We start from the raw sequence: 25,820 nt of genomic DNA on the forward strand, positions 1-25,820 counted from the left end.
GAACTTACTCATCCGACGGTTAGGAGGAGGAGTTTCATTTGAAAAATGCTTCTAAATCTTCGATTTAGTTAAGCGAACTTACTCATCCGACGGTTAGGAGGAGGAGTTTCATTTGAAAAATGCTTCTAAATCTTCGATTTAGTTAAGCGAACTTGCTTGAAGCTCCAAATTTTCAATTTGGCCAGCTGAAAGTACACTTTAGTGTACTCATCCGACGGTTAAGGAGGAGCTTCCCTTAAAAAAAAGAATGGCTTTCACATTGTTTTGCATATAAAAATAGAATTTACAAATAATAAATGAATGTAAAACGATAAAGAAAGCCATTTTTATTGTTGTTTTTTATTATATTAAAAAAATTGGAATGATTTTATTAATTGTATTAAATTAAATAATGGAATATAATTAATATATAATGCAATTATAAGCAATTATAGATATTTTTTGTGGGAGGAGTGAAGGCGTGAACACTGAAGAATCGAAAGATGGTAAATTAAAAGCTGCTATGTCTAAAAATAAGAAACTAATAATTATAATAGCAAGTATTGTAGTATTGGTTACAGGGATATGTGGTGCTTATGTTTTGAGTGTCAAAAACAAAGTTGAAGCATGGAATGATAAAATATATCCTGGTGTACAAGCTTATGGAATAGATTTAGGTGGTAAAACAAAAGAAGAAGCAATAGATTTAATTAATACTCAACTACTTTCTTTAATTGGTGATAAAGTAATAAAGGTTTCAGTTGGTGATAATTCATTTGAATTAAAATATTCAGATGTTAATCCAACAGTAAGTGCAGATGAGACTGTGGAAGAAGCTTTAGAATATGGAAAAGATGCCAAATTATTTGAAAAAAAGAAAATGATAGAAAATGGTGTAGAGGTTAATGTTGATACTGTATTAAGCTATGATGAAGAAAAAGTTAATGAATTTGCAAACAACGTTAATAATCAAGTTAAAGTTGAGGCAGTAGATGCAACTATTTCGATTAGTGGCAGCAATATATCAGTTACTCAAGAGACTAATGGAAAGCATATAGATGTAGAGGCTTTAATAAATGAGATAAAAGGTTGTATAGACCCAGATCCAGAAAAGGCAGAAGAAGTAAGTGTTGAGTTACAAGAGTATTCTCCAAGGATTACAGCGGAGGCATTAAATAAAATTAATGGAATAATGTCATCATTTTCAAGTACATTTAGCCAATCAGATTCTGGAAGAGTTGAAAATTTAAGAATAGCTACTGGATATATTAATGGAACATTATTAATGCCAGGTGATGAATTTAGTTATAATAATACTATTGGACCAACAACTCCAGAAAGAGGATATAAAGAAGCAAATACATATGTAGGAGCAACAATTGTCCCAGGATATGGTGGAGGTGTATGTCAAGTATCAAGTACTCTATATAGAGCAGTAATACAAGCTAATATAAGATCAACTGAAAGAAGAAATCATTCAATGACAGTTGGATATGCTAAGCCAGGACTTGATGCCACAGTTGCAGCTGGATACATAGATTATAAGTTTGTAAATACTTATGATTTCCCAGTTTATATTCAAGGGTACTTATCAGGAAATCAAGTAGTATTTAATATTTTTGGGAATAAGGAAGCTATGGGCGGAAAAACTTATGAGCTTGTTAATGAAATATTAGAAACTTACAATTATGGTACAGAAGAAGTTAAAGATGCTTCATTAAATGAAGGAACAAGAATTGTTAAATCATCAGGAGCAAATGGATGTAAGGCAAGTGGATACTTAGTAACTTATGAAAATGGAGTTCAAATAAATAAAGAGCTTATATCTACAGATGTTTACTCAGCAAGAAATGAAGTTGTTAGTGTTGGTACGAAAAAGGTTGAAGCTCAAGTAGAACAACCTGCAGAAACAACACCAGAACAGCCAACTGAAGAAACACCAGCAAATTAAATAAAAAAATTTACATAATAAAATATTGTAAATTATAAAATGGTCATAATATATGTTAGGGACGAAATATAAGTCAATAACATTATATTATGACTTTTTTTTATAAAATAAAAAACCTTTTATAAGTATAAGTTATAAAATATAATGTATGGTTTTAAGGAGTAAAGTTGGAAGGTAAGGAGTTTTATATGAAATATAAGATGGTATGCATAGATATGGATGGCACTTTGTTAGGGAGAAGAAAGGGAATTTCAGAAGAAAATAAAAGAGCAATAAAAGAAGCGCATGATATGGGAGTTGAAATAGTTGTAACTACAGGCAGATTATATAATAATGCATTGTATTTTTCGAAATTTTTAGGTGTAGATTCTCCTGTAGTAGCAGCTAATGGTGCTATTGTTATAGATCAAAAAACTAATGAGGTTATATATGAATGTTCTATTCCTAAGGAAGAATGTATTAAAATACTTGAGATATTAATAAAATATAATACTTTCTTTCAATTTAATACGAAAGACACTATTTACTGTAATAATTGGTTAACTAAAGTATCGACGCAGTGTTATATGACAAAACAAGTGTGTTGTGAACATTTAAATGTAAAATATATAAATGTTAGAAGTAAGGAGGAATGGATAAGAATATTTAATAATGAGGATATGGATAAGTCCATTGTTATAAGCCCCTTTAAGTCCACTATATTAAAAATTAAAAATGAAATAAATAGTTTGAACGATATTGTTAGTTTTTCATCAGGAGGACATAGCTTAGAAATTAATTATGGAAATGCATCAAAAGGAAATGCAGTTAAAGCATTAATAGATAAGTATAATATTAGTGAAAAAGAGTTGATTTGCATCGGAGATAATGAAAATGACATGTCGATGATTGAATTAGCAGGATTAGGAATAGCAATGGGGAATGCAATTCCAAAGATTAAAAATATAGCAGATTATATAACTGATACTAATAGGAATGATGGAGTTGCAAAGGCTATTAATAAATTTATATTAAAAGAAAAATAGTTTAAATAATTGTTATAATAATAGCATAATATATAATATAAAGAATAATAATTATCTATTCAAAAATTAACAAACTGTAAAATGCTTTGACTATTAAAAGACTATATAGTATCATAAAGTATATATAAATAGTGTAAAGTAAGATGTTATATCATCTTACTTTTTGTTTTGGAAGGTGAAATCTTTGAATTTAAATATAGTTTTATATCAACCAGAAATACCGCAAAATACTGGAAATATAGCAAGAACTTGTGTTTTAACAGATTCAACACTTCATTTAATAAAACCTTTAGGGTTTAGTATTGATGATAAGGCTGTTAGAAGATCAGGTTTAGATTATTGGAAAGACTTAAAATTAGAAGTGCATGAATCATATGAAGAATTCATGGCTAAATATGGAGATAAGAGAATATTTCTAGCTACTACTCACGGAGGAAATATATATTCAGATGAAAAGTTCCAAAAGGGAGATTTTATAATGTTTGGAAGAGAATCATCAGGTGTTCCTAATGAAGTACATAATGCACATATGGGAATAAGAATACCTATGATACAAACTAGCACAAGAAGTTTAAACTTATCAAATACGGTAGCAATAGTAGCTTATGAGGCGTTAAAACAGATTGGTTTTCCAAATATGAAATAATAATAATAGGGGGTACTTGTATGGAAAAAATTAAGATCATTACTGATAGTACTTTAGACTTACCAGCAGATCTTGTTAGGGAAAAGGGAATTGAAGTTTTACCTTTATTAATTAACTTTGGAGAAGAAAGTTACCTAGATGGAGTAGAAATAAATACACATGATATGTTAGAAAGAATAGAGAAGGAAAATATTCTTCCTACAACAGCTCAAGTTACACCAAGCAGATTTGAAGAAACATTTAAAAAATATTTAGATGAAGGATATAAGATTGTAACATTAACATTATCATCAGAAATGAGTGGGACATATCAATCAGCATGTATAGCAAAAAATATGTTAGAAAGTGATGATATAGTTGTAATTGATTCTAGGAATGTAACATCTGGATTAGGTGTTTTAGTATTAAAGGCATGTGAATTTAGAGATAATGGAGATAATATCTTTGAAATTGAAGAAAAAATTAAAAATTTAATTCCAAAGGTTAAGAGTTCTTTAAGTTTTGAATCACTAGAAAACTTAGTTAGAGGTGGAAGACTTTCTAAAACAGCAGGAACAATTGGTAGTGTTTTAGGGTTAAGACTTATTTTAGAAGTAAAAGATGGGCAAATGGCTGTCAAAGATAAAGTTAGAGGTAGTAAAAAAGCTTTAAAGAAAGTTATTTCTGATTTTGAAAATGGAAATGTTGATTTTGATTCTCCAATAGTAATAGATGAAATTTTAAATGAAGAAATATATGAAGGACTTAAAAAGTATTTTGAAGAAAAAAATATAGAGTATATTCATGGAATAGTTGGATGTACGGTGGGAATACATTCAGGGACTAAAGCATGTGGAGTTTTCTTTATTGAAAAATAATGCAATAGCAAGTAATAACTTTATAGTTATTCTTGCTTATTTTTTTATATTAATTGGAAAAAATTTAATGAATAGATATACATAATTAGTATAAAATATAATAGTAAACTTATAAAAGATGATTTTGAAAGCTGGTAAAACATAGATTTGGTGAGAGTAAAAACTCATTATAAGCAAAAAAAAGAAAAAAATATAAAAAAAATTACTAGAAAGACTTTCAAATTTTAGATATCTGTTTTATAATAATAAATGTGGGACATAAAAGTCATTGCTGGGACGTTTTTAGTCCAAAGGAGGGTCTGTGGTGCAGGAAATATTAGAGTTGCAAAGAAAGATAGTTCCTGAGCTAGTGGAAGTCCTGGAAAAGCGATATAATGTTTTAAGGACAATTTATTATAACCAACCTATTGGAAGAAGGATGCTAGCAAATGAACTTAATCTTGGCGAAAGAGTAGTTAGAAATGAAATTGATTTATTAAAATCACAAAGCTTAATAGAAATTAATACCCCTGGTATGACAGTTACAAAAGATGGACAAAAAGTATTAGATGGATTAAAAGAATTTATCTATGAAATTAAAGGGTTAAACGATATTGAGCAATGTATTAAATCATTTTTAGGCGTAAAAGATGTTGTTATAGTTCCAGGAAATGTTTATGAAAATCCAGAAACCATTAAGGAACTAGGTAGAGCAGCAGCTAACTATATAAAGAATCTTATTAAAGATAAAGATATAATTGCCATAACTGGAGGAAGCACAATTAAAGAAGTGGTTGAAGCTTTTCCAAAGGTAAATAATGTTTCAGATGTTCTTGTTATTCCTGCTAGAGGCGGAATGGGAAGAAAAGTTGAAAGTCAAGCTAATTATCTAGCAGCATCGTTAGCAAATAAACTTGATGGAACTTATAGATTATTACACATTCCTGAAAATGTAAGCCATAAAGTATTAGAAGGACTTCTTAAAGAAAAACAAATAAAAGAAGTTATTGATACTATTCATAATGCTGATATTTTAATTTATGGAATAGGTAATGCAATTCATATGGCTAAAAAGCGTGGATTGTCAGAAGAATATATAAGTAAACTTCAAGAGTTAGGAGCAGTTGGTGAAGCTTTTGGATGTTATTTTAATAAAAATTCAGAAGTTGTTTCAGAAAATACACCAATTGGAATAAATATTAATGATGCTAAAAAAATTAACACGCATATTGCTGTGGCTGCAGGAGAAAATAAAGTGGAAGCTATTATTGCAGCTGAAATGAATAATTCAAATGCTGTTTTAGTAACAGATGAAGCTGCAGGAAGAAAAATTGCTGAATTAATTAAGTTAAATAAATAATACTTAATTAGAATAAAGTTTGTTAATTAAGATATTTCAACATATTAATTACGATTTAAAATTTAATTTTAAATATATAATATCTATTTTTAGGAGGTAATTGTAATGGTAAGAGTTGCAATAAACGGTTTTGGACGTATAGGACGTCTTGCATTTAGACAAATGTTTGGAGCAGAAGGGTATGAAATAGTTGCTATCAACGATTTAACAAGCCCAAAAATGTTAGCTCATTTATTAAAATATGATTCAGCACAAGGTAGATACGCTTTAGGTGATACAGTTGTTGCTGGAGAAAATTCTATCACTGTTGATGGAAAAGAAGTTAGAATATATGCTGAAGCTGATGCTTCTAAATTACCTTGGGGAGAAATTGGCGTTGACGTAGTTTTAGAATGTACTGGATTCTACGTATCAAAAGCTAAATCTCAAGCTCACATTGAAGCAGGTGCTAAGAAAGTTGTTATATCAGCTCCAGCTGGAAACGACCTTCCAACAGTTGTATTCAACGTAAACCAAGATATATTAACTGCTGAAGATAACATAATTTCAGCTGCATCTTGTACTACAAACTGCTTAGCTCCAATGGCTAAAGCTTTAAATGACTACGCTACAATCCAATCAGGAATAATGTCAACAATCCACGCTTACACTGGAGACCAAATGATCTTAGATGGTCCTCAAAGAAAAGGTGATTTAAGAAGAGCTAGAGCTGGGGCTGTTAACATAGTACCTAACTCAACTGGAGCTGCTAAAGCTATCGGATTAGTTATTCCAGAATTAAACGGAAAATTAATCGGTTCTGCACAAAGAGTACCAGTTCCAACTGGATCAAGCACAATCTTAGTTGCAGTTGTTAAGGGTGAAAATGTAACTGTAGAAGGAATCAATGCTGCTATGAAAGCTGCTTCTAACGAATCATTCGGTTACACTGAAGAAGAATTAGTTTCTTCAGACATCATCGGAATCAAATACGGTTCATTATTCGATGCAACTCAAACAATGGTATCTGAAATCGGAGAAGGATTATACCAAGTTCAAGTTGTTTCATGGTATGACAACGAAAACTCATACACTAGCCAAATGGTTAGAACTATTAAATACTTCGCTGAATTAGCTTAATTTTTAATAGATAATTATATATACGGATTAGATGCTTACAAAAGCACTCTTATAAGATCCTAAAATGGGTCCGGTCTCTAAGGCATACTTATAAGACCGGGCCTATTTTAAAATTATAGATAAAATTATGAATAAATTATGAGGTGAAAAGAATGAGCTTTAATAAGAAAACAATTGAAGATGTTCAAGTTAACGGTAAAAGAGTTTTAGTAAGATGTGACTTTAACGTTCCATTAAAAGATGGAGTTATCACTGATGAAAATAGATTAGTAGGAGCTCTTCCAACAATCAAGTACTTAGTTGAAAATGGAGCTAAAGTTATACTTTGCTCTCACTTAGGAAAAGATGCTTCTAAGACTTTAGCACCAGTTGCTGTAAGATTAAGCGAAATGTTAGGTAAAGAAGTTGTTTTCGCTAGAGATGAAGAAGTTGTTGGAGAAAATGCTAGAAAAGCTGTTGCTGATATGAAAGACGGAGACGTTGTATTATTAGAAAACACTAGATGCAGAAAAGAAGAAACTAAGAACGGAGAAGAATTATCTAAGGAATTAGCTTCTTTATGTGATATCTACGTTAATGATGCATTCGGAACTGCTCACAGAGCTCACTCTTCAACTGAAGGTGTTACTAAGTTTGTAGATACAGCTGTATGCGGATACTTAATCCAAAAAGAATTAAAATTCTTAGGGGAAGCTGTAAACAACCCAGTTAGACCTTTCGTTGCTATATTAGGTGGATCTAAGGTTTCTGATAAAATAGCTGTTATCAACAACTTATTAGAAAAAGTTGATACAATCATCATTGGGGGAGGAATGGCTTACACATTCTTAAAAGCTCAAGGATATGAAATCGGAACTTCTTTATGTGAAGATGATAGAATGGACTACGCTAAGGAAATGATAGCTAAAGCTGAAGCTAACGGTGTTAAATTCTTATTACCAGTAGACCACAGAATTGCTGATGGATTCAAGGATGTTGAAGCTACAGTTACTGAAGATCAAAACATTCCAGCTGGATTCATGGGATTAGATATCGGACCTAAGACAGAAGCTTTATATGCTGACGCAATTAAAGATGCTAAGACTGTTATCTGGAACGGACCAATGGGAGTATTCGAATTCGAAAACTTCAACAAAGGAACAATTGCTGTTGCTAAGGCTATGGCCGATGCAGATGCTACAACAGTTATCGGTGGAGGAGACTCAGCTGCTGCTGTTAACATCTTAGGATTCGGAGACAAAATGACTCACATCTCTACAGGTGGTGGAGCTTCATTAGAATTCTTAGAAGGTAAAACTTTACCAGGAATCGCTGCTTTAAACGATAAATAAGAGCTGTTAATAGTTAAGTAATAAAGTCTGCTTTGGCTGACTTTAGAAAAATATATTTTTTAGAAACTGCATTAGCAGTTTCTAACTTAATTATTAATTAAAATTTTGAAAAATTTTTTATAGAGGTGAATACAATGAGAAAAGCTATTATCGCTGGAAACTGGAAGATGCACTACACTCCAGAAGAAGCTGTTAAAGTTATAAATGAATTAAAACCATTAGTTAAGGATGCTACTTGTGATGTAGTAGTTTGCCCTACTTTTGTTTGTTTAGATGCTGTATTAAAAGCAGTTGAAGGATCAAACATCAAAGTTGCTGCTCAAAACATGCACTTTGAAGAAAAAGGAGCTTTCACTGGTGAAGTTGCTCCAGGAATGTTAGAAGCTATGGGAGTTAGCTATGTTGTTTTAGGACATAGTGAAAGAAGAGAATACTTCAACGAAACTGATGAAGCTTTAAACAAGAAAGTTAAAGCTGCTTTCGCTCACAACTTAACTCCAATCCTTTGCTGTGGAGAAACTTTAGAGCAAAGAGAAAATGGAACAACTAACGAAGTTGTTGGAGCTCAAATCAAAGCTGATTTAGAAGGTTTATCACCAGAATTAGCAGAAAAAGTTGTTATAGCTTACGAACCAATCTGGGCTATCGGAACAGGAAAGACTGCTACAGATGAGCAAGCAAACGAAACAATAATGGCTGTAAGAAGCGTTGTTGCTGAAATGTTTGGTCAAGAAGTTGCTAACAAAGTAAGAATCCAATATGGTGGATCAGTTAAGCCAGGAACTATAAAAGCTCAAATGGCTCAATCTGATATCGATGGAGCTTTAGTTGGTGGAGCTAGTTTAGTTGCTACTGATTTTGCTCAAATCGTAAACTACTAGAATTTAATAAAAAAAAGAAATCCTCTGCTAGGGATTTCTTTTTTTATTAAATTATTTAGAATCAATAGTTTTCTTAAGAAGTATTTTACTTATATTAATCATATATTCATTATAGTTATATAAATTGTTTATAGAATTTGAAAGTTGATCTAAGGCTAATTTTATTGATTCTATTTCATTACATATATCTATTGATGAATTCTCTAAACATTTCTTTTCAATATTAATAAATTCATTAATGATTGATGATAATTCATTTTTACAATCATTATAGTTTTTTGACATTTCTAAATTGTTAAAGTCGACAACATTCAAATAATTAATTAATGTAGCATTTTGAATTAATTGGTTTCGTACTTCTTTTATTTCCTCAGCATTATTTTGAAAGTTGAAAAATGTTTCTAATGTACTAATTGAATCAGATAAAGTTGAAGATTCATCATTACTATTAGAATTAGTTGTATTAGTTGATGTTAAGGAAGTAAAACTATTACTAATATTCTTAGAGTTATTTATGAATTTTTTTGCAAGTAGTGGAGGAATAGCCATTAAAGCAGTAAAGATACTACTAATCCAACTTATAAAAGTTTTTTGATTACCAATGGATTGCGAAATATTATTTGATGATTTTTCAAGAGAATCCCTATGAGCAGCTATAAGATTACTAACAGAGTGAAGAATTTTTAACTTAGCATTATTAGAATTGGTAACAAGGGTTTCAAAATCTTTTGAAGCAGGATAAGTTATACTACTATCAAAAATTGTTTGATTTATGGAATCATAATCTTTAATTAAATCAACAAGTGTATTTTTATCTTCTGTTGATATTATTCCATTATTTAAAAGTGTATCTGAATAATCATAAGCATTGTTTAAGTTAGTTTCATAATCATCTTTATATTTTGAATTGCCTGTTACTATAAAAGATTCTTGAGAATCACTCATTTCAGTTATTGTAGTTTTAAAGTTATCAAGCTCAGTTATTGTATTCCTAATATTATCTGAATTATTTAAAGTATTTGATAGCGAAGAATTGTTATAAAATACAAAGAGATTTAATGTCACAATTAGCGTTATTGCTAGAATTATAATATAAATTAAAAGCTTTTTCATAATAAACCATCCTTTGTAGATATTCTAATTCATTATATGAAAAGAAATAAATATTAAGTGACTTTAATAAATAATAAAATAATTATTGATAAAAATGCTAAAAATAAATTATCAGAAAATTTTTTAGACAATCGTTTACAAAAAAGTATCTATATTGTTTAGAAATAATAATTATAGTATAATAAAAATGGTTCAATAAGAATACTAATGACGAGTGAGATTCAGAGAGGACTTAAGCTATATGATGAAACTCACAAGGTTATAAGTCTTTTTGAAACTAAAAAGTATTTATATATTTGGAGGGAATTATGGCTAAGAAACCTGTAATGTTAATGATATTAGATGGATTTGGAATTGCTCCAGAAGGTGATGGAAACGCAGTTGCAGCTGCTAATAAACCAAACTTTGATAAATTAGTTGCAAACTATCCTCACTCAGAATTACAAGCAAGCGGAATGTTTGTTGGATTACCAGATGGACAAATGGGTAATTCAGAAGTAGGACACTTAAATATTGGTGCAGGAAGAATTATATACCAAGAATTAACAAGAATAACTAAAGAAATAAACGAAGGTGGATTCTTTAAAAATGAAGCATTATTAAAAGCTATGGAAAATGCTAAAAAAGATAATAGTGCATTACACTTAATGGGATTATTATCTAATGGTGGAGTTCACTCTCATATAGATCACTTAAAAGGATTATTAAAATTAGCTAAAGAACAAGAAGTTAAAAATGTATATGTTCACTGCTTTATGGATGGTAGAGACGTTGCTCCAGGTTCAGGAAAAGACTTCGTTGTTGAATTAGAAAACTACATGGCTGAAATCGGAGTAGGTAAAATTGCTTCTATTTCAGGAAGATACTATGCAATGGATAGAGATAACAGATGGGAAAGAGTACAATTAGCTTATGATGCAATGGTACTTGGAAAAGGTGAAACTGCTACATCTGCTGTTGAATGTATGGAAAAATCTTATGCTGATAACAAATCAGATGAGTTCGTATTACCATGCGTTATCGAAGAAAATGGAGCTCCAACTGGAACAATAAAGAATGGGGATTCAGTAGTATTCTTTAACTTCAGACCTGATAGAGCTAGAGAAATAACTAGAGCTATAAACGATAAAGAATTTGCTGGATTTGAAAGAGAAACTTTAGATTTAGTATTTGTAACAATGACTCAATACGATAAGACTTTAGAAGGTGTTGAAGTTGCTTACAGACCAGAAGCAATAACTAATACTTTAGGTGAATATGTTGCTTCTAAGGGATTAAATCAATTAAGAATAGCAGAAACTGAAAAATATGCTCACGTTACATTCTTCTTCAACGGTGGTGTTGAAAAAGAAAACGAAGGTGAAGATAGGGCTCTTATTGCATCTCCAAAGGTTGCAACTTATGACTTAAAACCAGAAATGAGTGCACCAGAATTAACTGATGAATTAATAAAGAGATTAGATTCAGATAAGTATGACATGATTATATTAAACTATGCTAACCCAGATATGGTTGGACATACTGGAGTAATGGAAGCTGCTAAAGCTGCTGTTGAAGCTGTTGATACATGCTTAGGAAGAGTAGTTGATAAAGTTTTAGAATTAGATGGAACAGTATTTATAACTGCTGACCACGGAAATGCTGAAACTATGATTGACTTAACAACAGGAAATCCATTTACAGCTCACACAACTGATCCAGTTCCATTTGTATGGGTATCTAACCACACAGAAGGTAAGTCTTTAAAGGATGGAAAACTTGCTGATATAGCACCAACAATGTTAACAGTTATGGGATTAGATGTTCCAGCTGAAATGTCAGGTGAATCTTTAATAAAATAGTATTTTAGGAGAGGGGGAATCCCTCTCTTTTTTGTGTATATAGTTTGAATATCAAAACATTTGACAATTTTAATATTTACATATATAATTTCTTTACAAAACAAAACACAGCTATTATAAAGTTAGTGGAGGATTAAAATTATGGGAATAAAGATAATAACGGATTCAGCATGTGATTTAACAAGAGATTATATAAAAAATAATAATATAGGATTATTGTCATTAATATTAAATTTAAATGGACAAGCAATAAAAGATGATTTAGGTGAAACTTTAAGTTATAAAGATTTTTATAATAAGATGAGAGAAGGAGCAACACCGACAACATCTCAAATAAATGCTCATGAGTTTGAAGAAGAATTTATTAAATATATAAAAAATGGAGATTCAATTATATATATATCATTATCATCAAATTTAAGTGGGACATTTAATAGTGCTAATATAGCAAAGAATAATTTAATGGATGAATATCCAAATGCAAATATTTATTTAGTTGACTCATTAAGTGTTTCTGTTGGTCAAGGGTTACTAGTAGCTAAAGCATGTGAAATGAGAGATAGTGGAATAGGGGCTGAAGAAATAGTTAATTGGCTAGAAGAAAATAAGAGAAAAGTAATACATTCCATATTAATAGATGATTTAAATCATTTAAAAAGAGGTGGACGTATTTCAGGTGCAACTGCTGCTATTGGAGGTCTTTTAAATATTAAGCCAACTTTATTTTTAGATGATGAAGGTAAATTGATTCAAGGTGAAAAAATTAAAGGTAAGAAGAAGGCATTAAGATTTTTAGTAAATGAAGTTAGAGAAAAAGCTGTAGATACTGAAAATGAAATATTATATATATGTCATGGTGATTGCTTAGAAGAAGCAGAAACTTTAAGAGATATGATTTTAGAAGAAGTAAAATTTAAGAATGTAATTATAAATTATGTTGGAAATGTTGTAGGTGCTCATGCAGGCCCAGGAGTTTTAGCAGCAGTATTTTTAGGAAGTAATAGATAAAAGTTAAACTGTATAAAAACTATAAGTAGTTTTTATACAGTTTTTTTATGTTTTTAATGAAATTATTATGGTATTATTAATGGCTTTTTGGTGGTAATATAAACAAAAAATCAGTAATATCGATTAATATTAATAAGATTTTAAATAATATTGATTTAAGGAGGTAACTATAATAAGTTAGAGTTGAAAATTAATTTTGTGATAATAATATATAATAATTAGGGGAGAAGAGTATGAGTATAAGATTTATAGAAAAACATAAAGTATTTAAATTAGATTCAAAAGATACATCTTATATTATAGCAATAGTAGATGAGGAACAATTTGTTGGACATGTTTATTTTGGAAATAAGATAGTTGATGAAAACGTTAATTATTTATTGCGTATAGATGAGCCGCCATATGTACCATCAAAAAATAATAGAGATAGAGTATCATTTTATGATAGCTTCCCAATGGAATATTCAACACATGGTATAGGCGACTTTAGAGAATCATGTTTGCAAGTAAGAGATAATAATGGACATACAGCTTGTAAACTGCAATACGTATCTCATGAAATATTTAAAGGAAAGAAATCATTAAAAGGACTTCCTGCTACTTTTGGAGATGAAAATGAATGTACAACTTTAGAAATAACATGTTTAGATAAAGATTTAAATTTAGAAGTAGTTTTAGTATATACAACATTTGAAAGTGTAGATGTAATAACTAGAAGTATAAGAGTAAAGAACTGTTCTAATAATCCAGTAACTCTTACTAAAGTGCTATCAACTTGTGTGGATTTTGATGGAGTAAATTATGATATGATTTCTCTTCATGGATCATGGGCAAGAGAAAGACATATTTCAAGAAAGAAGATAAGCTATGGTAAACAAGCTGTATCTAGTATTAGAGGAGAATCAAGTCATCAAGATAATCCATTTATAGCTCTTTTAGATAATGATGCTACTGATGAAAGTGGAAATGTTTATGGATTTAATTTTGTTTATTCAGGAAATTTCTTTACTCAAGTTGAAGGATGTCAATTTGATACAACAAGAGTAGTTATGGGAATAAATCCAGAAGATTTTGCTTGGGGTTTAGAAGAAGGACAAGAGTTTGTAGCACCAGAAGTAGTAATGGTATATTCAAATAAAGGTATAGGAAAGATGACAAGAACTTTCCATGATTTATATAGAAATAATTTAATTAGAGGGCAATTTAAAGATAAGAAAAGACCAATACTTATAAATAACTGGGAAGCAACTTATTTTGATTTTAATACAGAAAAATTATTATCTATAGCAAAAGAAGCTTCAAAATTAGGAATAGAAATGCTTGTTATGGATGATGGATGGTTTGGAAAGAGAAATAGTGATAATTCTTCATTAGGTGACTGGATAGTTAACGAAGAAAAGATTCAAGGTGGATTAAAGAATCTTGTAGATGAAGTTAATAAATTAGGAATGGAATTTGGAATATGGTTTGAACCAGAAATGATTTCACCAAATTCAGATTTATTTAGGGAACATCCAGATTGGTGTATTCATATTGAAGGCCGTGAGCCAGCATTATGTAGGGAACAATATGTATTAGATTTATCTAGACAAGAGGTAGTAGATTATATATATGAAAGTATAAAAAAGGTTCTTTCAAGTGCAAATATAACTTATGTAAAATGGGATATGAATAGGCAGTTAACTGATTTAGGAAGTTTAGCATTGTCACCAGAAAAACATGGTGAATTATTCCATAGATATATGTTGGCAGTTTATGAAATGATGGATAGGTTGACTACTGATTTTCCACATATATTACTAGAAAATTGTTCTGGTGGTGGAGCAAGATTTGATCCAGGTATGCTATACTATAGTCCACAAATTTGGTGTTCAGATGATACCGATGCTATTGAAAGATTAAAAATTCAAGAAGGAACTTCAATGGTTTATCCACTTTCAGTGATGGGGGCACATGTAAGTGATTGTCCTAACCATACAGTAGGAAGAACTACACCTTTTGAAACTAGAGGTCATGTGGCATTAGCAGGAACATTTGGATATGAATTAGATGTAACTAGAATACCAGAAAAAGATAGAGAAATGATACCGTCTCAAGTTAAAATGTATCATAAGTATAATGATTTAATAAGAAGAGGAGATTATTATCGTATAGAAAACTTCTCAGAAAATCATGGCTTTGATGCTTGGGAAGTTGTATCTAAAGATAAAAATGAAGTATTAGTAACTTGTGTACAAGTTCTTGGAAGACCAAATTATCACAGTAGAAGAATTAAACTAAAAGGTTTAGTGGAAGATAAAATGTATAAAGTTGAAGAAAGTGGTGAAGTAATTTCGGGAGGAGCATTAATGTATGCTGGACTTAATGTTTCTTTATATGGAGATTATTCATCAAAGTTAATACATTTAACTGCTGAATAAGAGATTATAAAAATTACAAGTAAAGCTATTTAATATATTAGAAACTTATATTGATGATTATAAATTTCAATAATAATGCTAATATTTAAATAGCTTTAAATTTTATGAATTATTAACAATTATTATTAATTATTAGCGATAATTCATTTGTAGATATATTGAGATTGTAAATAATTACATAAGAAAATAGAATTAAAGTAATATAACCCTAATTATTTAGGGGGGAGGTGTAGATCTTTAATAGATAGATAATTATTCATAATCTTTGATAACGTTTTAATATGGGGTTAAAGTAACACATAAAATAGGGGGAGAAAGTAATGAAATTTACGATAAATAAAAGATTAGCAGCTTTAGTATTAGCAACTTCAGTAGCAGTAAGTCAATTTCAAACAGTAGTTTATGCAACTAATAGTTTAAATGTTAATAATTATGAGGTTCAATCTGAGGCAGGAAAAATAATTTATACTAATGATTTTTCTGTTGATAGTATGAAGCCATATAATGCAACAGTAAACTTTGATGATGAGATAGAAACCTCGATTGAAAATGAGATGTTAAAATTCAAACCAGCATTTACAGGTGATGATAAATGGGATGAAAATAGACAGGTATTAAAATTTGGATATAATAGTGAAGAAAAGTTAGTAGGAGCTACTGTAAGTTATGATGTTTTAATTCCAACAGATAAACTAGATACACTTGGAACTTTAAAATTAAGAGGAACAGTAAGTGATAGCGGATATAATTGGAAAGAAACAGATATAGCTACAGTTGTTGCAGATAATTTTGTTGACAATGGTGATGGATTATCTAAATATACATTTACAGGAAATATAGAGACAAAAATTGATGGTATTGGAGAGTTATTAATACTTATTATTGGACAACCAAGTAGTTATAGTGATTATATTTATATAGATAATTTCAAAGTAACAGGAAAAGTTAGTTCAGGTGAAGAAACACCACTTCCAGAAGTAAATAAATTAAAATTTGATTTTAGTGACGGATTAGATGGATGGAATTTTGGTGGAACTTGGGATTATAAAAAAGATGTTGAAGTAGAACATGATACTACTGTAGGTGATGGTTCTTTAAAAATGGCCTTAGATTTTTCTGAATATAAGTCTTTAAGCTGGAGTGAAGTTAAAATTGAAAAGAAATATAATGAAGAAAAACTTGATTTTAATGGATATAATAAGATAACTTTTGATTTAATTTATGAAACAGATAAAATGATATCTGGATTATTTAAGGCTAAGTTATTTATTGATGGTGTAGCTAATGATGAAGGTAAGGTGGACAGGGAACTTGCAGAGGATATTGGTAATGGATTAAGTAAAATTCCAGTAACTATTGAATTTAATGCAAAAAATACTGAAATTGATGGAATAACATTAAGTGTTATTGGATCTAATACAGATTATAAAGGGAATATTTATATTGATAATATAGAATTAGGACAAGTAAAAAAAGATGAGGTGTATGTAGAAAAAACTGCAGTCACAACAGAACAAAAGAAATTAAATCTTTCAGATTTAGATATAAAATCTTCTGTTAAGTTAGTAGATTCTAATGCTAGTGAAACAACAGCAGATTTATATTCATATTTAAAAGGTATTGGTAAAACTGAAAATGTAATTTATGGACATCAAAATGATACTCATCATAAAGCTGTGTTAAAGGATAAATTAACAAATTCCGATACAAAAGATTTAACAGGATCAATTTCAGGTATGATAGGTATAGATACATTATCATTAACAGGAAATGAACTTCAATTAACTGAAGAAGAGGAAGCTGCAGGACTTACTCTGCCACAAAAGGCAGCTAAGTTAAATGCAGAAGCGGCAAAAGAAGGATCAATTATAACAATGTCTGCACATATGCCAAACTTTGCTTTAGTAGCAGAAAAAGGTGTGGATGAAAATGGAGATTATGATTACTATGGATATACACCAGGAGTTACGACAGGTAACGTAGTTGCAAGAATTATGCCAGGTGGGGATTTAAATGAAGTTTATACTGGATATTTAGATATGATAGCAGAATATGCACATGAATTAGCAAAAGAAGATGTTCCAGTATTATTTAGACCTTTTCATGAGAACAATGGAAGTTGGTTCTGGTGGGGTAAAGCATTCTGTGATGAAGAAGCTTATAAAAATCTATTTAGATATACTGTTGAATATTTAAGAGATGATAAAGAAATAAATAATTTCTTATATGTTTATTCTCCAAATGGGCCATTTGTAGATGAGGCAGATTATTTATCAAGATATCCAGGGGATGAATTTATAGATATAATTGCTTTTGATATGTATCATGATAATCCATCAGAAGATGCTTCTACTGATCCTTGGATGAGCACGTTAAAAGAAACAATAGAACTTGTACAAGGTATTGCAGATGAAAAAGGTAAGTTGGCTGCTTTATCAGAAACAGGTATAAGAATAAATTATGGATGTATGCCTGTAAGTGGAAATGCAAATAAACAATGGTTCCAAAATGTATCAGATATTGTTGGAGAATCATCAATGCCATACTTTATGTCATGGGCAAATTTTGATGAAGGAAATGTTTTTGCACCATATATGGTAAGTGAAACAAAAGGTCATGAAATGATTAACGAGTTTATTGACTACTATAACGAAGATTCATCAATATTTGCAGATGGCAATGCTAACTTTGCAGAGGCTAATACTTCGGTAGAAGAAGCATATTCCTATGGATTTATTACTTCTCCTACATCAGGAAGTCGTGTATTAAACCCAACGACAATAACAGCAAGTGTTAAAAATGTTGATGAGAAGATAAGTTTTGTAATAAGAGACAGCGAAGGTAAGAAAATTAAAACTTTAAAGGCTGTAGAAGAAGATGGAGTTTTCAAAGCTGATATAGATCAAAAATTATTAGATAAAATTGGTGAAACTATTGGAACTATTGAATTAGTAGGTAATAAGGAAAAAGAACCATTAAATACTATTAATGTTATATTTAATATTGAAGAATCAGAAGAGGCTGTAAATTTAGTAGATGATTTTGAAAGTTACATGGGAGAGGAAGCTTTATTAAAGCAAAAATGGACAACTGATCAAGGTGCAGGATGTTCAGTAAGTCCTACACTTACTACAGAGTTAAATGAGCACAATAACGGCACATATGGATTAGCATTTAATTATAAAATTAACACTTCGAAGATTTCAGAAGGGTATGCAGGTATTACTAAAAACTTAGAAAATGATTGGTCACAATATGATGCATTAAGATTATGGATTAATCCAGATGGACAAGGACAAAAGTTAGTAATTCAAGTAAGATCATATGGACAAGACTTTGAATGGTATTTAAATGATTTTGTTGCTGGTAATGAAGCAAAAGAATTAACATTAAAATTTGAAGAGCTAACACCTAAAAATGAAGGAGCAATCTTTGATCCAAGTAGTATTGAAAGATTTGCAATTTATTGTAATACAGTAGATAATGCCGACGTTGATTCAACAATTTATTTCGATAATATTAGAGCTGTTGATTCAAGCAAAGTTGAAGATACAGTACCAACACCAGATGAAGATGAAAATAAACCAACAGAGCCAGTAAAACCAGATAATGGTGGAAATAATGGTAACAATGCTAATAATGGCAATGGAAACAGTGGGAATGGAAACAATAAATTGCCACAAACAGGTGGAGTAAATAGTGCTATAGCTGTAGTAGCAGCTTTAGGTGCTTTAGTTGGAGGTATTGGGTTAACAAAAAGAAAGAAAAATGATTAAGTAAGATCATAAAAATTTCATAATATATAAATAAGCTGAGAAGATTTATTTTCTCAGCTTATTTTAACTTTAAAGTAATTTATTTAACAATATAAGGTAAAGTTAAAACCATTGATGTTCCTTTACCTAAGACACTAAATATTTCAAGTCCATATTTTTCACCATAATTAAGCTTTAAACGTCTATTAATATTCCTTAAAGCAATGCCTTTAAATTTATTGTTTTTATCATTTATATAGTCATTTAAATCTTTAAGAGTATCAGTGTCTATACCAATTCCATTATCAGAAATAGTTAAAAGAAGTTGGTTATATACTTTTTGTCCTTGTATAATTATTTTTCCATTACTACTACACTCACTCAAACCATGATAAATTGCATTTTCAATAAGTGGTTGAATAATCATTTTTATTATTTCACATTCCATTACATCTTCAGTAATTAAGTTTTCAATAATAAATAATTGATCAAAGCGTATCTTTTGTAAGTAAATATAATTATCTATTATATTAAGTTCCTCTCTAAGCTTAACAGTATTAACTTTTCTATTCATACTATATCTTATGATTGAACCAAAGTATTCAGCCATTATAGACGTTTCTTCATCATCATTAAGTTCAGCCATCATATGAATCGATTCTAAGGTATTGTAAATAAAGTGTGGATTAATTTGATTTTGAAGTTGTTTCAGTTCTAAATCTTTTTGTTCTATTTTATTTTTATAATTAATATTTATTAAATCATGTATACGGCTTTTCATTTCATTATAGGATTTAACCAAAATACCAATTTCATCTTCTCTTTCATATAACAATTCGGATGATAAATTACTTTCAATATTACTTTTATCCATATTATCTATGAGATAATTAATAGGGTTAAATATTCTTTGAATAAATAAATTGTATAAAACTAAAAACAATATAGAACAAAATACAATGTTAGTAACAAAAGAGAAAATATATAAACTGTTAATAGTATATACAGATGTATTAGGTATTGCACTTAATAGTATCCAATTAGTTAAAGGTATTGTATTAGATGTAGTTACATATGGATCTATATTAGTAATTGTTTTAATAACTGGTGAATTGCTAATGAAATTAAAATCTTTGAAATACTGAGTGAAATTGATTTCATAATTATTTGATATTATTAAATCACCATTAGGAGTATATAAAGAAAGAATTTGATTATCATAAGGTAAATCTTTAGTTAATATATCCAATAGCTCATCTATAGGAAGCGTTAATAATAAGATACCTGTAATTTCTTGAGTTTTTAAATTAATTATTTGACGAGCTACACCAATTAATGAATTATTATTAGATGAAGTATATTGAAAAATATCTTCTGATTTCATATTTGGTAAAAATGTAATTGCATTAGAATCATTTAAAGCATTAGAAAACCATTCTTCTGAAGAGGCATTTTTTATTATAGAATTAGTTGTATTTCTAGATGAAAAAACACCTTCACCAGATAAATTATAAATAAAAGCACCATTTATTGATTTGCTTTGAATAAGCATCATTTCACAAAGATAATTTAAATAATTATAATCAGCTATATCATATTTTTCATCTGAAGTTAAAGTAGAATGTAACTTATCTATTTCTGGTATTATTAAAGGGTATTTTGATACTTCAGAAAGATTATTAAACTTTTCGTAAAGCTGTTGACTAAGAGTTGTATTAAAATTTTTAATAAGCTTATCATTTTTACTAAACTCATAGCGTGAATATGAATAGAGATTAATTATAGTCATTATAAAAAATAAAGAATACATAATAATAAATGTTAAAATTGTAAGTTTTTTTATTGATAAATTTTTATCTAAAATCATAAAATCCCCTATTATTAAAAAAAATATTTTCATATCATAAATTTTGTGTTAATTTAAATATATAGGAAATTTCAAAAATATTCAATATTAGGAGGGTTTATGAGAATAATTGTTGTAGATGATGATAAAATTATTAGAATGGGTTTAATAAAAATATTGAATAAATTATTTGAAAATCATGAAATAGTTGGAGATTTTCAGAATGGATTGTTAGCATTTGAATATTTAAAGGAAAATGATGGACAAGTTGATTTAGTAATAACTGATATTAAAATGCCAATTATGACCGGAATACAATTCGTAGAAAAAGCTAATAAAGAATTAAAGCATCCACCAATATTTCTAGTGTTAAGTGGATATGATGAATTTACATATGTTAGAGATACTATGAAATATGGAGCATTTAATTATTTATTAAAACCAATCAAAAAGGATGAATTAAAAAAGGTTGTAGAAGAAGTTGAAATAAAAATTGAAGAATTAAAGAAAAAAGATAAAATTATGACTAAATCTATTGAAGTCATAAAGAAGGATTTTTTTAAACATTTATTATTTTCAAACTCAGATATTAATATAAGAACAGATAAAAGTTTATTAGAAAATATTCAATTAGATGAAGGTTATTACTATCAAATGGTCGTACTTCCGATAAATAAAGAAGAAAAAGAGTTTAATAATAAATTATTAAATAGTTATTTTAAAGAAGTTTCTAATAATAATAAAATTGAATATATATATTTTCTTTATAATGATAACGTTTATATAGTTTTCTATTTTAATGGAAATGAAATAAGTAATATTAGCGATGTAACAAATCTAATTGATGAGAAATCTAATGTATTTATAGAAAATGGAATAAGCGTATTTATATTAGAATGTACTAATAAAATTTGGGAAGTAAGAGAGCATTCTAAATTAGTTAGAAAAGTTAAGGAGAAAATGTTATACAATAAAAATTCAAAAAAGTACTATGTTGATGATTTAAATGAATTATCAGATATATTAGAAGATGATAAAAATTTATACAGTGCAACATCAATTAAATTAGCAATTCAATTTATAACAAAGAACTTCAATAATAATATAACCTTAAAGGATGTAGCTGATGAAGTGTTTTTAAGTCAAAATTACTTATCAGAACTATTTAAAAAAGAAACTGGAGAAGGTTTTTATGAATTCTTATCAAACTATAGAGTTAAAAGAGCAAAGGAATTATTAGTTACAACAAATTTAAAGATATATGAAGTAGCTGAAAGCGTTGGATATAATGATTCTATTACATTTGGAAGAGCTTTTAAGAAAATTACAGGAACAACACCAAATAACTTCAGAAATAACAAGGCTAGAGAGAAGAGTATAGCAAGGTAGGGTAGAGATATGATTAATATGGGCAATAATAAAAAAATGATCATTTTAATATTAATTGCTTTGGTGATTCCAATAATAGGAATGGGTGTTTTGTTTATAGGAATGAATTTTAACACTGAAATTAAAGTAAGTGATAATTTAGAAGGGAATATTACCTTTGTAAGCAATAGAACTGATAAGAGTGTAGAAATTGAAGCATTAATAAAAGAATTTGAGGAAATTAACCCAAAGGTTAATGTAACTCTAGAGCTAATTGGTGATGCACAATCTATATTACAAAGAAAAGCATCGGTTGGTGAGTTACCAGATGTAACATTAGTTCCATCAACAATTTCAAAAAATGAATATAGAAATTATTTTTTAGCATTAGATGATTTAGGATTTAATGATTCTAATATTTATAATTATTTTATGGGAACTGGTAATGATTATAGTTTGTATTGCTTAAACACATCTATAACATGGCAAGGGATAATTTACAATAAGGATATCTTTAAACAGGCAAATATAGATAGATTACCAACTACAATAGATGAATTGTTTCAAGCATGTAACAAGATAGAGGCGTTGGGCATAACTCCTATTGCTATTAATTACAGACAGTCGTGGACTATGGATTTATGGACAGATATTATACCACATTTGTTTGATAATAATTTATCAAATGATGTTATGAATGAAAATAGGCAGATAATGGATAGCAATGGCGGATTGTACAAGTCTTTAAGTTTAGTACGTGAAATTGTTAATAGAGGGTATGCCGAAGAAGATCTATTTAATTATGATTGGCAACAATTTAAAAATGATATGAGTGAAGGAAAAATTGCAATGGCAATTTGGAATTCAGATTTTATATATCAGTTAGAAGATATGGGTATGAATATAGATTCATTAGGGATGTTTCCTATACCAGAAACTAACACTATAAAAGTTTATGGCGATTATATGTATGCTGTTTCTAATACGACTGATAATCCAGATACAGCAAAGGCATTTTTAAAATTTATATTTGAAAACAATAGATATGCAAATGCAGTTAACATAATGTCTCCTTTGAAAGAAGATAAGGAGGCAAAAGAAGTATTAGAGAAACTAGGTGAATTAAATATTCCAATAATAACTTATTCAGATTATATCAGTAAGCAATCAATGGAGGTAGCTAGATTAGAAGATGAGTTTTTACAAATAAAAAAAGAATGTGGAATAGATGCTGCATTTGTTCAGAAATTTATAATTGAAGACGATATAGATAGATTGATAAATGAAATTAATCTGAAATGGAATGAACAAATAAACAAATAAACAAAAGTATAGACAACGATAAAAATAAAGTATATACTTATTAAAGGAAGTTGATGATTTCGTTTACTTATGGAGGGATAAAAATGGCAAATTATATGGTATATGATATTGGGGGATCAGCTGTTAAATGGTCAGTAATAACAGATTTAGGACAAATATTGATTAGTGGTAAAATTGGAATTTCTAAAACTCTAGAGGAGTTTTTTGAAGAATTAGCGTCCTTAGTTGAAACTTATAAAGAACAATTTTTATTAGAAGGTATAGCAATAAGTGCACCAGGTGCTGTTGATTCAGTAGAAGGAAGCATAAAGAGTAAAAGTGCTATACCATATATTTATGGAATTAACTTTAAAGAAGTATTACAAGAAAAAACAGGGCTAAAAGTTGAAATAGAAAATGATGCAAATTGTGCAGCTTTAGGTGAATGTTGGTTAGGTGCAGCTAAAGATAATGATGATTCTGCATTTATTGTTTGTGGAACTGGAATTGGTGGTGCTATTGTAAAAAATAAAAGAATACATACAGGTGCACATATGCACGGTGGTGAATTTGGATATTGTATAGTTGATTGTGACGTAGATAAAAATAAGCTTTTAGTATGGAGCGATGTTGGATCAACTTTTGCACTAGCTAAGGCAATAGCAAAAAGAAAAGGGTTAGATATTAATAACTTTGATGGTAGAAAAGCATTTGAATTATATGATTCAGGAGATGAAATTGCCATTGAAGAAGTTAATAAATTTTTTACTTATATGGCTATAGGGATAATTAATATACAATACACATATGATCCAGAAACTGTAATTTTAGGTGGAGCAGTTTCTGAAAGAAAAGGTATAATTGATGATATTACAAATAAGGTTAAAGAGATATTAGATACTAATGAATATGCAACTGTTATACCAGTAATAAGAAAATGTATCTATGGAAATGATGCTAACAAGTTAGGGGCTTTATATAACTTTCTTCAAAAGCAGGAACTACCTATTGAAATTAAATAAGGTATTATTTTAAATAATAATTACAAGGGAAGTGCTAAATGAATAAATATGAAATCATAGCAATTGATATTAAGGAAGATATGCTTAAAGGTGTATATAAACCTAATAAAAGATTACCATTTGAAAAAGGTATATGTGAAAAATATAATGTAAGTAAAATGACTGTAAAAAAGGCTTTGGATCTATTAGTTTCTGAAGGGTTAATTGTTAAAAGGCGAGGATCTGGTACCTTTATTAAGGATATTACTGAAAAAGAGATAAATAGAATAATAGATAAAAAGCAATTTTCAGGATTAACATATAATAATATAGGACATAAGGTTACAAGTAAGGTATTAAAATTCACAGTAATTAATGCTGATAATAAGATTGCTAATATGTTGAAGATTGAAAAGAACAGTTTTGTATATCTAATAAATAGGGTTAGGTATGTTGATGACGAACCAATAGTTATTGAAAAAACATATATGCCAATAAATATAATTCCAGGTATAAAAATTGATGATGTTGAAGGATCAATATATTCATATATTAAAAATAAGCTAGGATTAAAAATACAAAGTGCACATTCAACTATTAGGGCAGATAAAAGTAATGAAAATGATAGAAATTATTTGAGGCTAAAAAGTGATGAACCAGTTATAGAGGTTGAAAGAGTTGCTTATTTAGAAAATGGAAAGGCTTTTGAATATTCTTTTGCAAGACATAGATATGATAAATACGAATTTAAAACTATAACAGTCATATAAGTGAGATTCTAAATCTTGATTTAGTTAATCGAACTTACTCAGCGACTGAAAGGAGTCGAGTTTCCTTAAAATAGATTCTAAATCTTGATTTAGTTAATCGAACTTGCCTGAAACTTTAAATCTTAGATTTAGTTAGTTGAAGGTACACTTTAGTGTACTCAGCGACTAAAACGAGTTGAGTTGTTATAAAAATGGAGCTGTCGCAATAGCGGGTAAAAAAATCCGCTAGCGATAGCTCTTTTTCTATATTTTCAAAAAAATAATTGTA

18 protein-coding genes are annotated in these 25,820 nt (G+C 28.9%); 16 read left to right on the forward strand and 2 right to left on the reverse strand.

Going from position 1 to position 25,820, the window contains the following annotated elements:
- The first annotated feature begins 460 nt into the window (after positions 1-460).
- The 8 genes from HCG70_RS12990 (at position 461) to tpiA (ending at position 9,128) form a co-directional block, all read left to right on the forward strand.
- The gene (locus tag HCG70_RS12990) at positions 461-1,930 is read left to right on the forward strand and encodes a VanW family protein (protein WP_288161176.1); all 1,470 of its coding nucleotides are present in this window, start codon (positions 461-463) and stop codon (positions 1,928-1,930) included.
- A gap of 188 nt (positions 1,931-2,118) precedes the next feature.
- Positions 2,119-2,955 carry an HAD family hydrolase gene (locus tag HCG70_RS12995; protein ID WP_042398594.1) on the forward strand — a complete coding sequence of 279 codons (837 nt, stop codon included), beginning with the start codon at positions 2,119-2,121 and terminating at the stop codon, positions 2,953-2,955.
- A 184-nt stretch (positions 2,956-3,139) separates the two neighbouring features.
- Positions 3,140-3,601 (forward strand): tRNA (cytidine(34)-2'-O)-methyltransferase, encoded by a 462-nt coding sequence (locus HCG70_RS13000; RefSeq protein WP_042398454.1) that lies wholly within the window; start codon positions 3,140-3,142, stop codon positions 3,599-3,601.
- A gap of 20 nt (positions 3,602-3,621) precedes the next feature.
- On the forward strand, positions 3,622-4,458 hold the full coding sequence (locus HCG70_RS13005; protein WP_042398451.1) for a DegV family protein: 837 nt from the start codon (positions 3,622-3,624) through the stop codon (positions 4,456-4,458).
- A 304-nt stretch (positions 4,459-4,762) separates the two neighbouring features.
- Positions 4,763-5,797: a sugar-binding transcriptional regulator gene (locus HCG70_RS13010; protein ID WP_042398448.1), complete on the forward strand. Its 1,035-nt coding sequence runs from the start codon at positions 4,763-4,765 to the stop codon at positions 5,795-5,797.
- Between the two features lie 105 nt (positions 5,798-5,902).
- Complete coding sequence (gap, locus tag HCG70_RS13015) at positions 5,903-6,916, forward strand: type I glyceraldehyde-3-phosphate dehydrogenase (protein WP_005211699.1); 1,014 nt, start codon at positions 5,903-5,905, stop codon at positions 6,914-6,916.
- 152 nt (positions 6,917-7,068) lie between these two features.
- A complete protein-coding gene (locus HCG70_RS13020) occupies positions 7,069-8,247 on the forward strand; it encodes a phosphoglycerate kinase (protein ID WP_042398445.1) in 1,179 nt (392 codons plus the stop codon).
- A 134-nt stretch (positions 8,248-8,381) separates the two neighbouring features.
- The gene (tpiA, locus tag HCG70_RS13025) at positions 8,382-9,128 is read left to right on the forward strand and encodes a triose-phosphate isomerase (protein ID WP_042398442.1); all 747 of its coding nucleotides are present in this window, start codon (positions 8,382-8,384) and stop codon (positions 9,126-9,128) included.
- A gap of 51 nt (positions 9,129-9,179) precedes the next feature.
- Here tpiA and HCG70_RS13030 read toward each other — a convergent pair whose 3' ends face one another.
- The gene (locus HCG70_RS13030) at positions 9,180-10,241 is read right to left on the reverse strand and encodes a hypothetical protein (RefSeq protein ID WP_042398439.1); all 1,062 of its coding nucleotides are present in this window, start codon (positions 10,239-10,241) and stop codon (positions 9,180-9,182) included.
- A 308-nt stretch (positions 10,242-10,549) separates the two neighbouring features.
- On the opposite strand from HCG70_RS13030, the gene gpmI reads away from it, so the two are divergent.
- From gpmI to HCG70_RS13050, 4 genes are all read left to right on the forward strand, one after another.
- Positions 10,550-12,082: a 2,3-bisphosphoglycerate-independent phosphoglycerate mutase gene (gene gpmI, locus HCG70_RS13035; RefSeq protein WP_042398437.1), complete on the forward strand. Its 1,533-nt coding sequence runs from the start codon at positions 10,550-10,552 to the stop codon at positions 12,080-12,082.
- 141 nt (positions 12,083-12,223) lie between these two features.
- Positions 12,224-13,090 carry a DegV family protein gene (locus HCG70_RS13040; RefSeq protein ID WP_042398429.1) on the forward strand — a complete coding sequence of 289 codons (867 nt, stop codon included), beginning with the start codon at positions 12,224-12,226 and terminating at the stop codon, positions 13,088-13,090.
- 233 nt (positions 13,091-13,323) lie between these two features.
- Positions 13,324-15,510: an alpha-galactosidase gene (locus tag HCG70_RS13045; protein ID WP_221697855.1), complete on the forward strand. Its 2,187-nt coding sequence runs from the start codon at positions 13,324-13,326 to the stop codon at positions 15,508-15,510.
- Positions 15,511-15,830: 320 nt separating this feature from the next.
- The gene (locus HCG70_RS13050) at positions 15,831-19,286 is read left to right on the forward strand and encodes a CIA30 family protein (RefSeq protein WP_221697856.1); all 3,456 of its coding nucleotides are present in this window, start codon (positions 15,831-15,833) and stop codon (positions 19,284-19,286) included.
- A gap of 79 nt (positions 19,287-19,365) precedes the next feature.
- On the opposite strand, the gene HCG70_RS13055 is transcribed toward HCG70_RS13050, so the two are convergent.
- The gene (locus HCG70_RS13055) at positions 19,366-21,132 is read right to left on the reverse strand and encodes a sensor histidine kinase (RefSeq protein WP_221697857.1); all 1,767 of its coding nucleotides are present in this window, start codon (positions 21,130-21,132) and stop codon (positions 19,366-19,368) included.
- 99 nt (positions 21,133-21,231) lie between these two features.
- Between HCG70_RS13055 and HCG70_RS13060 the strand changes: the two genes are divergently transcribed.
- The 4 genes from HCG70_RS13060 to HCG70_RS13075 all read left to right on the forward strand — a co-directional run bounded on the left by HCG70_RS13060 (position 21,232) and on the right by HCG70_RS13075 (position 25,552).
- Positions 21,232-22,500: a helix-turn-helix domain-containing protein gene (locus tag HCG70_RS13060; RefSeq protein WP_042398422.1), complete on the forward strand. Its 1,269-nt coding sequence runs from the start codon at positions 21,232-21,234 to the stop codon at positions 22,498-22,500.
- A gap of 9 nt (positions 22,501-22,509) precedes the next feature.
- Positions 22,510-23,802 carry an ABC transporter substrate-binding protein gene (locus HCG70_RS13065; RefSeq protein WP_042398420.1) on the forward strand — a complete coding sequence of 431 codons (1,293 nt, stop codon included), beginning with the start codon at positions 22,510-22,512 and terminating at the stop codon, positions 23,800-23,802.
- Between the two features lie 83 nt (positions 23,803-23,885).
- Entirely contained in the window at positions 23,886-24,803 is a 918-nt protein-coding gene (locus HCG70_RS13070) for an ROK family protein (RefSeq protein WP_042398417.1), read from the forward strand.
- Positions 24,804-24,841: 38 nt separating this feature from the next.
- Positions 24,842-25,552 (forward strand): GntR family transcriptional regulator, encoded by a 711-nt coding sequence (locus HCG70_RS13075; RefSeq protein WP_195958911.1) that lies wholly within the window; start codon positions 24,842-24,844, stop codon positions 25,550-25,552.
- Positions 25,553-25,820: the final 268 nt, after the last annotated feature.

The sequence above is a fragment of the Clostridium sp. K04 genome (genome assembly GCF_019734375.1).
GTDB classification, from domain to species: domain Bacteria; phylum Bacillota; class Clostridia; order Clostridiales; family Clostridiaceae; genus Clostridium; species Clostridium saudiense.

Excerpts from the sequence above, each read along its gene's own strand:
- HCG70_RS12995 (WP_042398594.1), top strand. The coding sequence starts at position 2,119 with ATGAAATATAAGATGGTATGCATAGATATGGATGGCACTTTGTTAGGG.
- HCG70_RS13005 (WP_042398451.1), top strand. The coding sequence starts at position 3,622 with ATGGAAAAAATTAAGATCATTACTGATAGTACTTTAGACTTACCAGCA.
- gap (WP_005211699.1), top strand. The coding sequence starts at position 5,903 with ATGGTAAGAGTTGCAATAAACGGTTTTGGACGTATAGGACGTCTTGCA.
- HCG70_RS13020 (WP_042398445.1), top strand. The coding sequence starts at position 7,069 with ATGAGCTTTAATAAGAAAACAATTGAAGATGTTCAAGTTAACGGTAAA.
- tpiA (WP_042398442.1), top strand. The coding sequence starts at position 8,382 with ATGAGAAAAGCTATTATCGCTGGAAACTGGAAGATGCACTACACTCCA.
- HCG70_RS13030 (WP_042398439.1), bottom strand. The coding sequence starts at position 10,241 with ATGAAAAAGCTTTTAATTTATATTATAATTCTAGCAATAACGCTAATT.
- gpmI (WP_042398437.1), top strand. The coding sequence starts at position 10,550 with ATGGCTAAGAAACCTGTAATGTTAATGATATTAGATGGATTTGGAATT.
- HCG70_RS13040 (WP_042398429.1), top strand. The coding sequence starts at position 12,224 with ATGGGAATAAAGATAATAACGGATTCAGCATGTGATTTAACAAGAGAT.
- HCG70_RS13045 (WP_221697855.1), top strand. The coding sequence starts at position 13,324 with ATGAGTATAAGATTTATAGAAAAACATAAAGTATTTAAATTAGATTCA.
- HCG70_RS13050 (WP_221697856.1), top strand. The coding sequence starts at position 15,831 with ATGAAATTTACGATAAATAAAAGATTAGCAGCTTTAGTATTAGCAACT.
- HCG70_RS13055 (WP_221697857.1), bottom strand. The coding sequence starts at position 21,132 with ATGATTTTAGATAAAAATTTATCAATAAAAAAACTTACAATTTTAACA.
- HCG70_RS13060 (WP_042398422.1), top strand. The coding sequence starts at position 21,232 with ATGAGAATAATTGTTGTAGATGATGATAAAATTATTAGAATGGGTTTA.
- HCG70_RS13065 (WP_042398420.1), top strand. The coding sequence starts at position 22,510 with ATGATTAATATGGGCAATAATAAAAAAATGATCATTTTAATATTAATT.
- HCG70_RS13070 (WP_042398417.1), top strand. The coding sequence starts at position 23,886 with ATGGCAAATTATATGGTATATGATATTGGGGGATCAGCTGTTAAATGG.
- HCG70_RS13075 (WP_195958911.1), top strand. The coding sequence starts at position 24,842 with ATGAATAAATATGAAATCATAGCAATTGATATTAAGGAAGATATGCTT.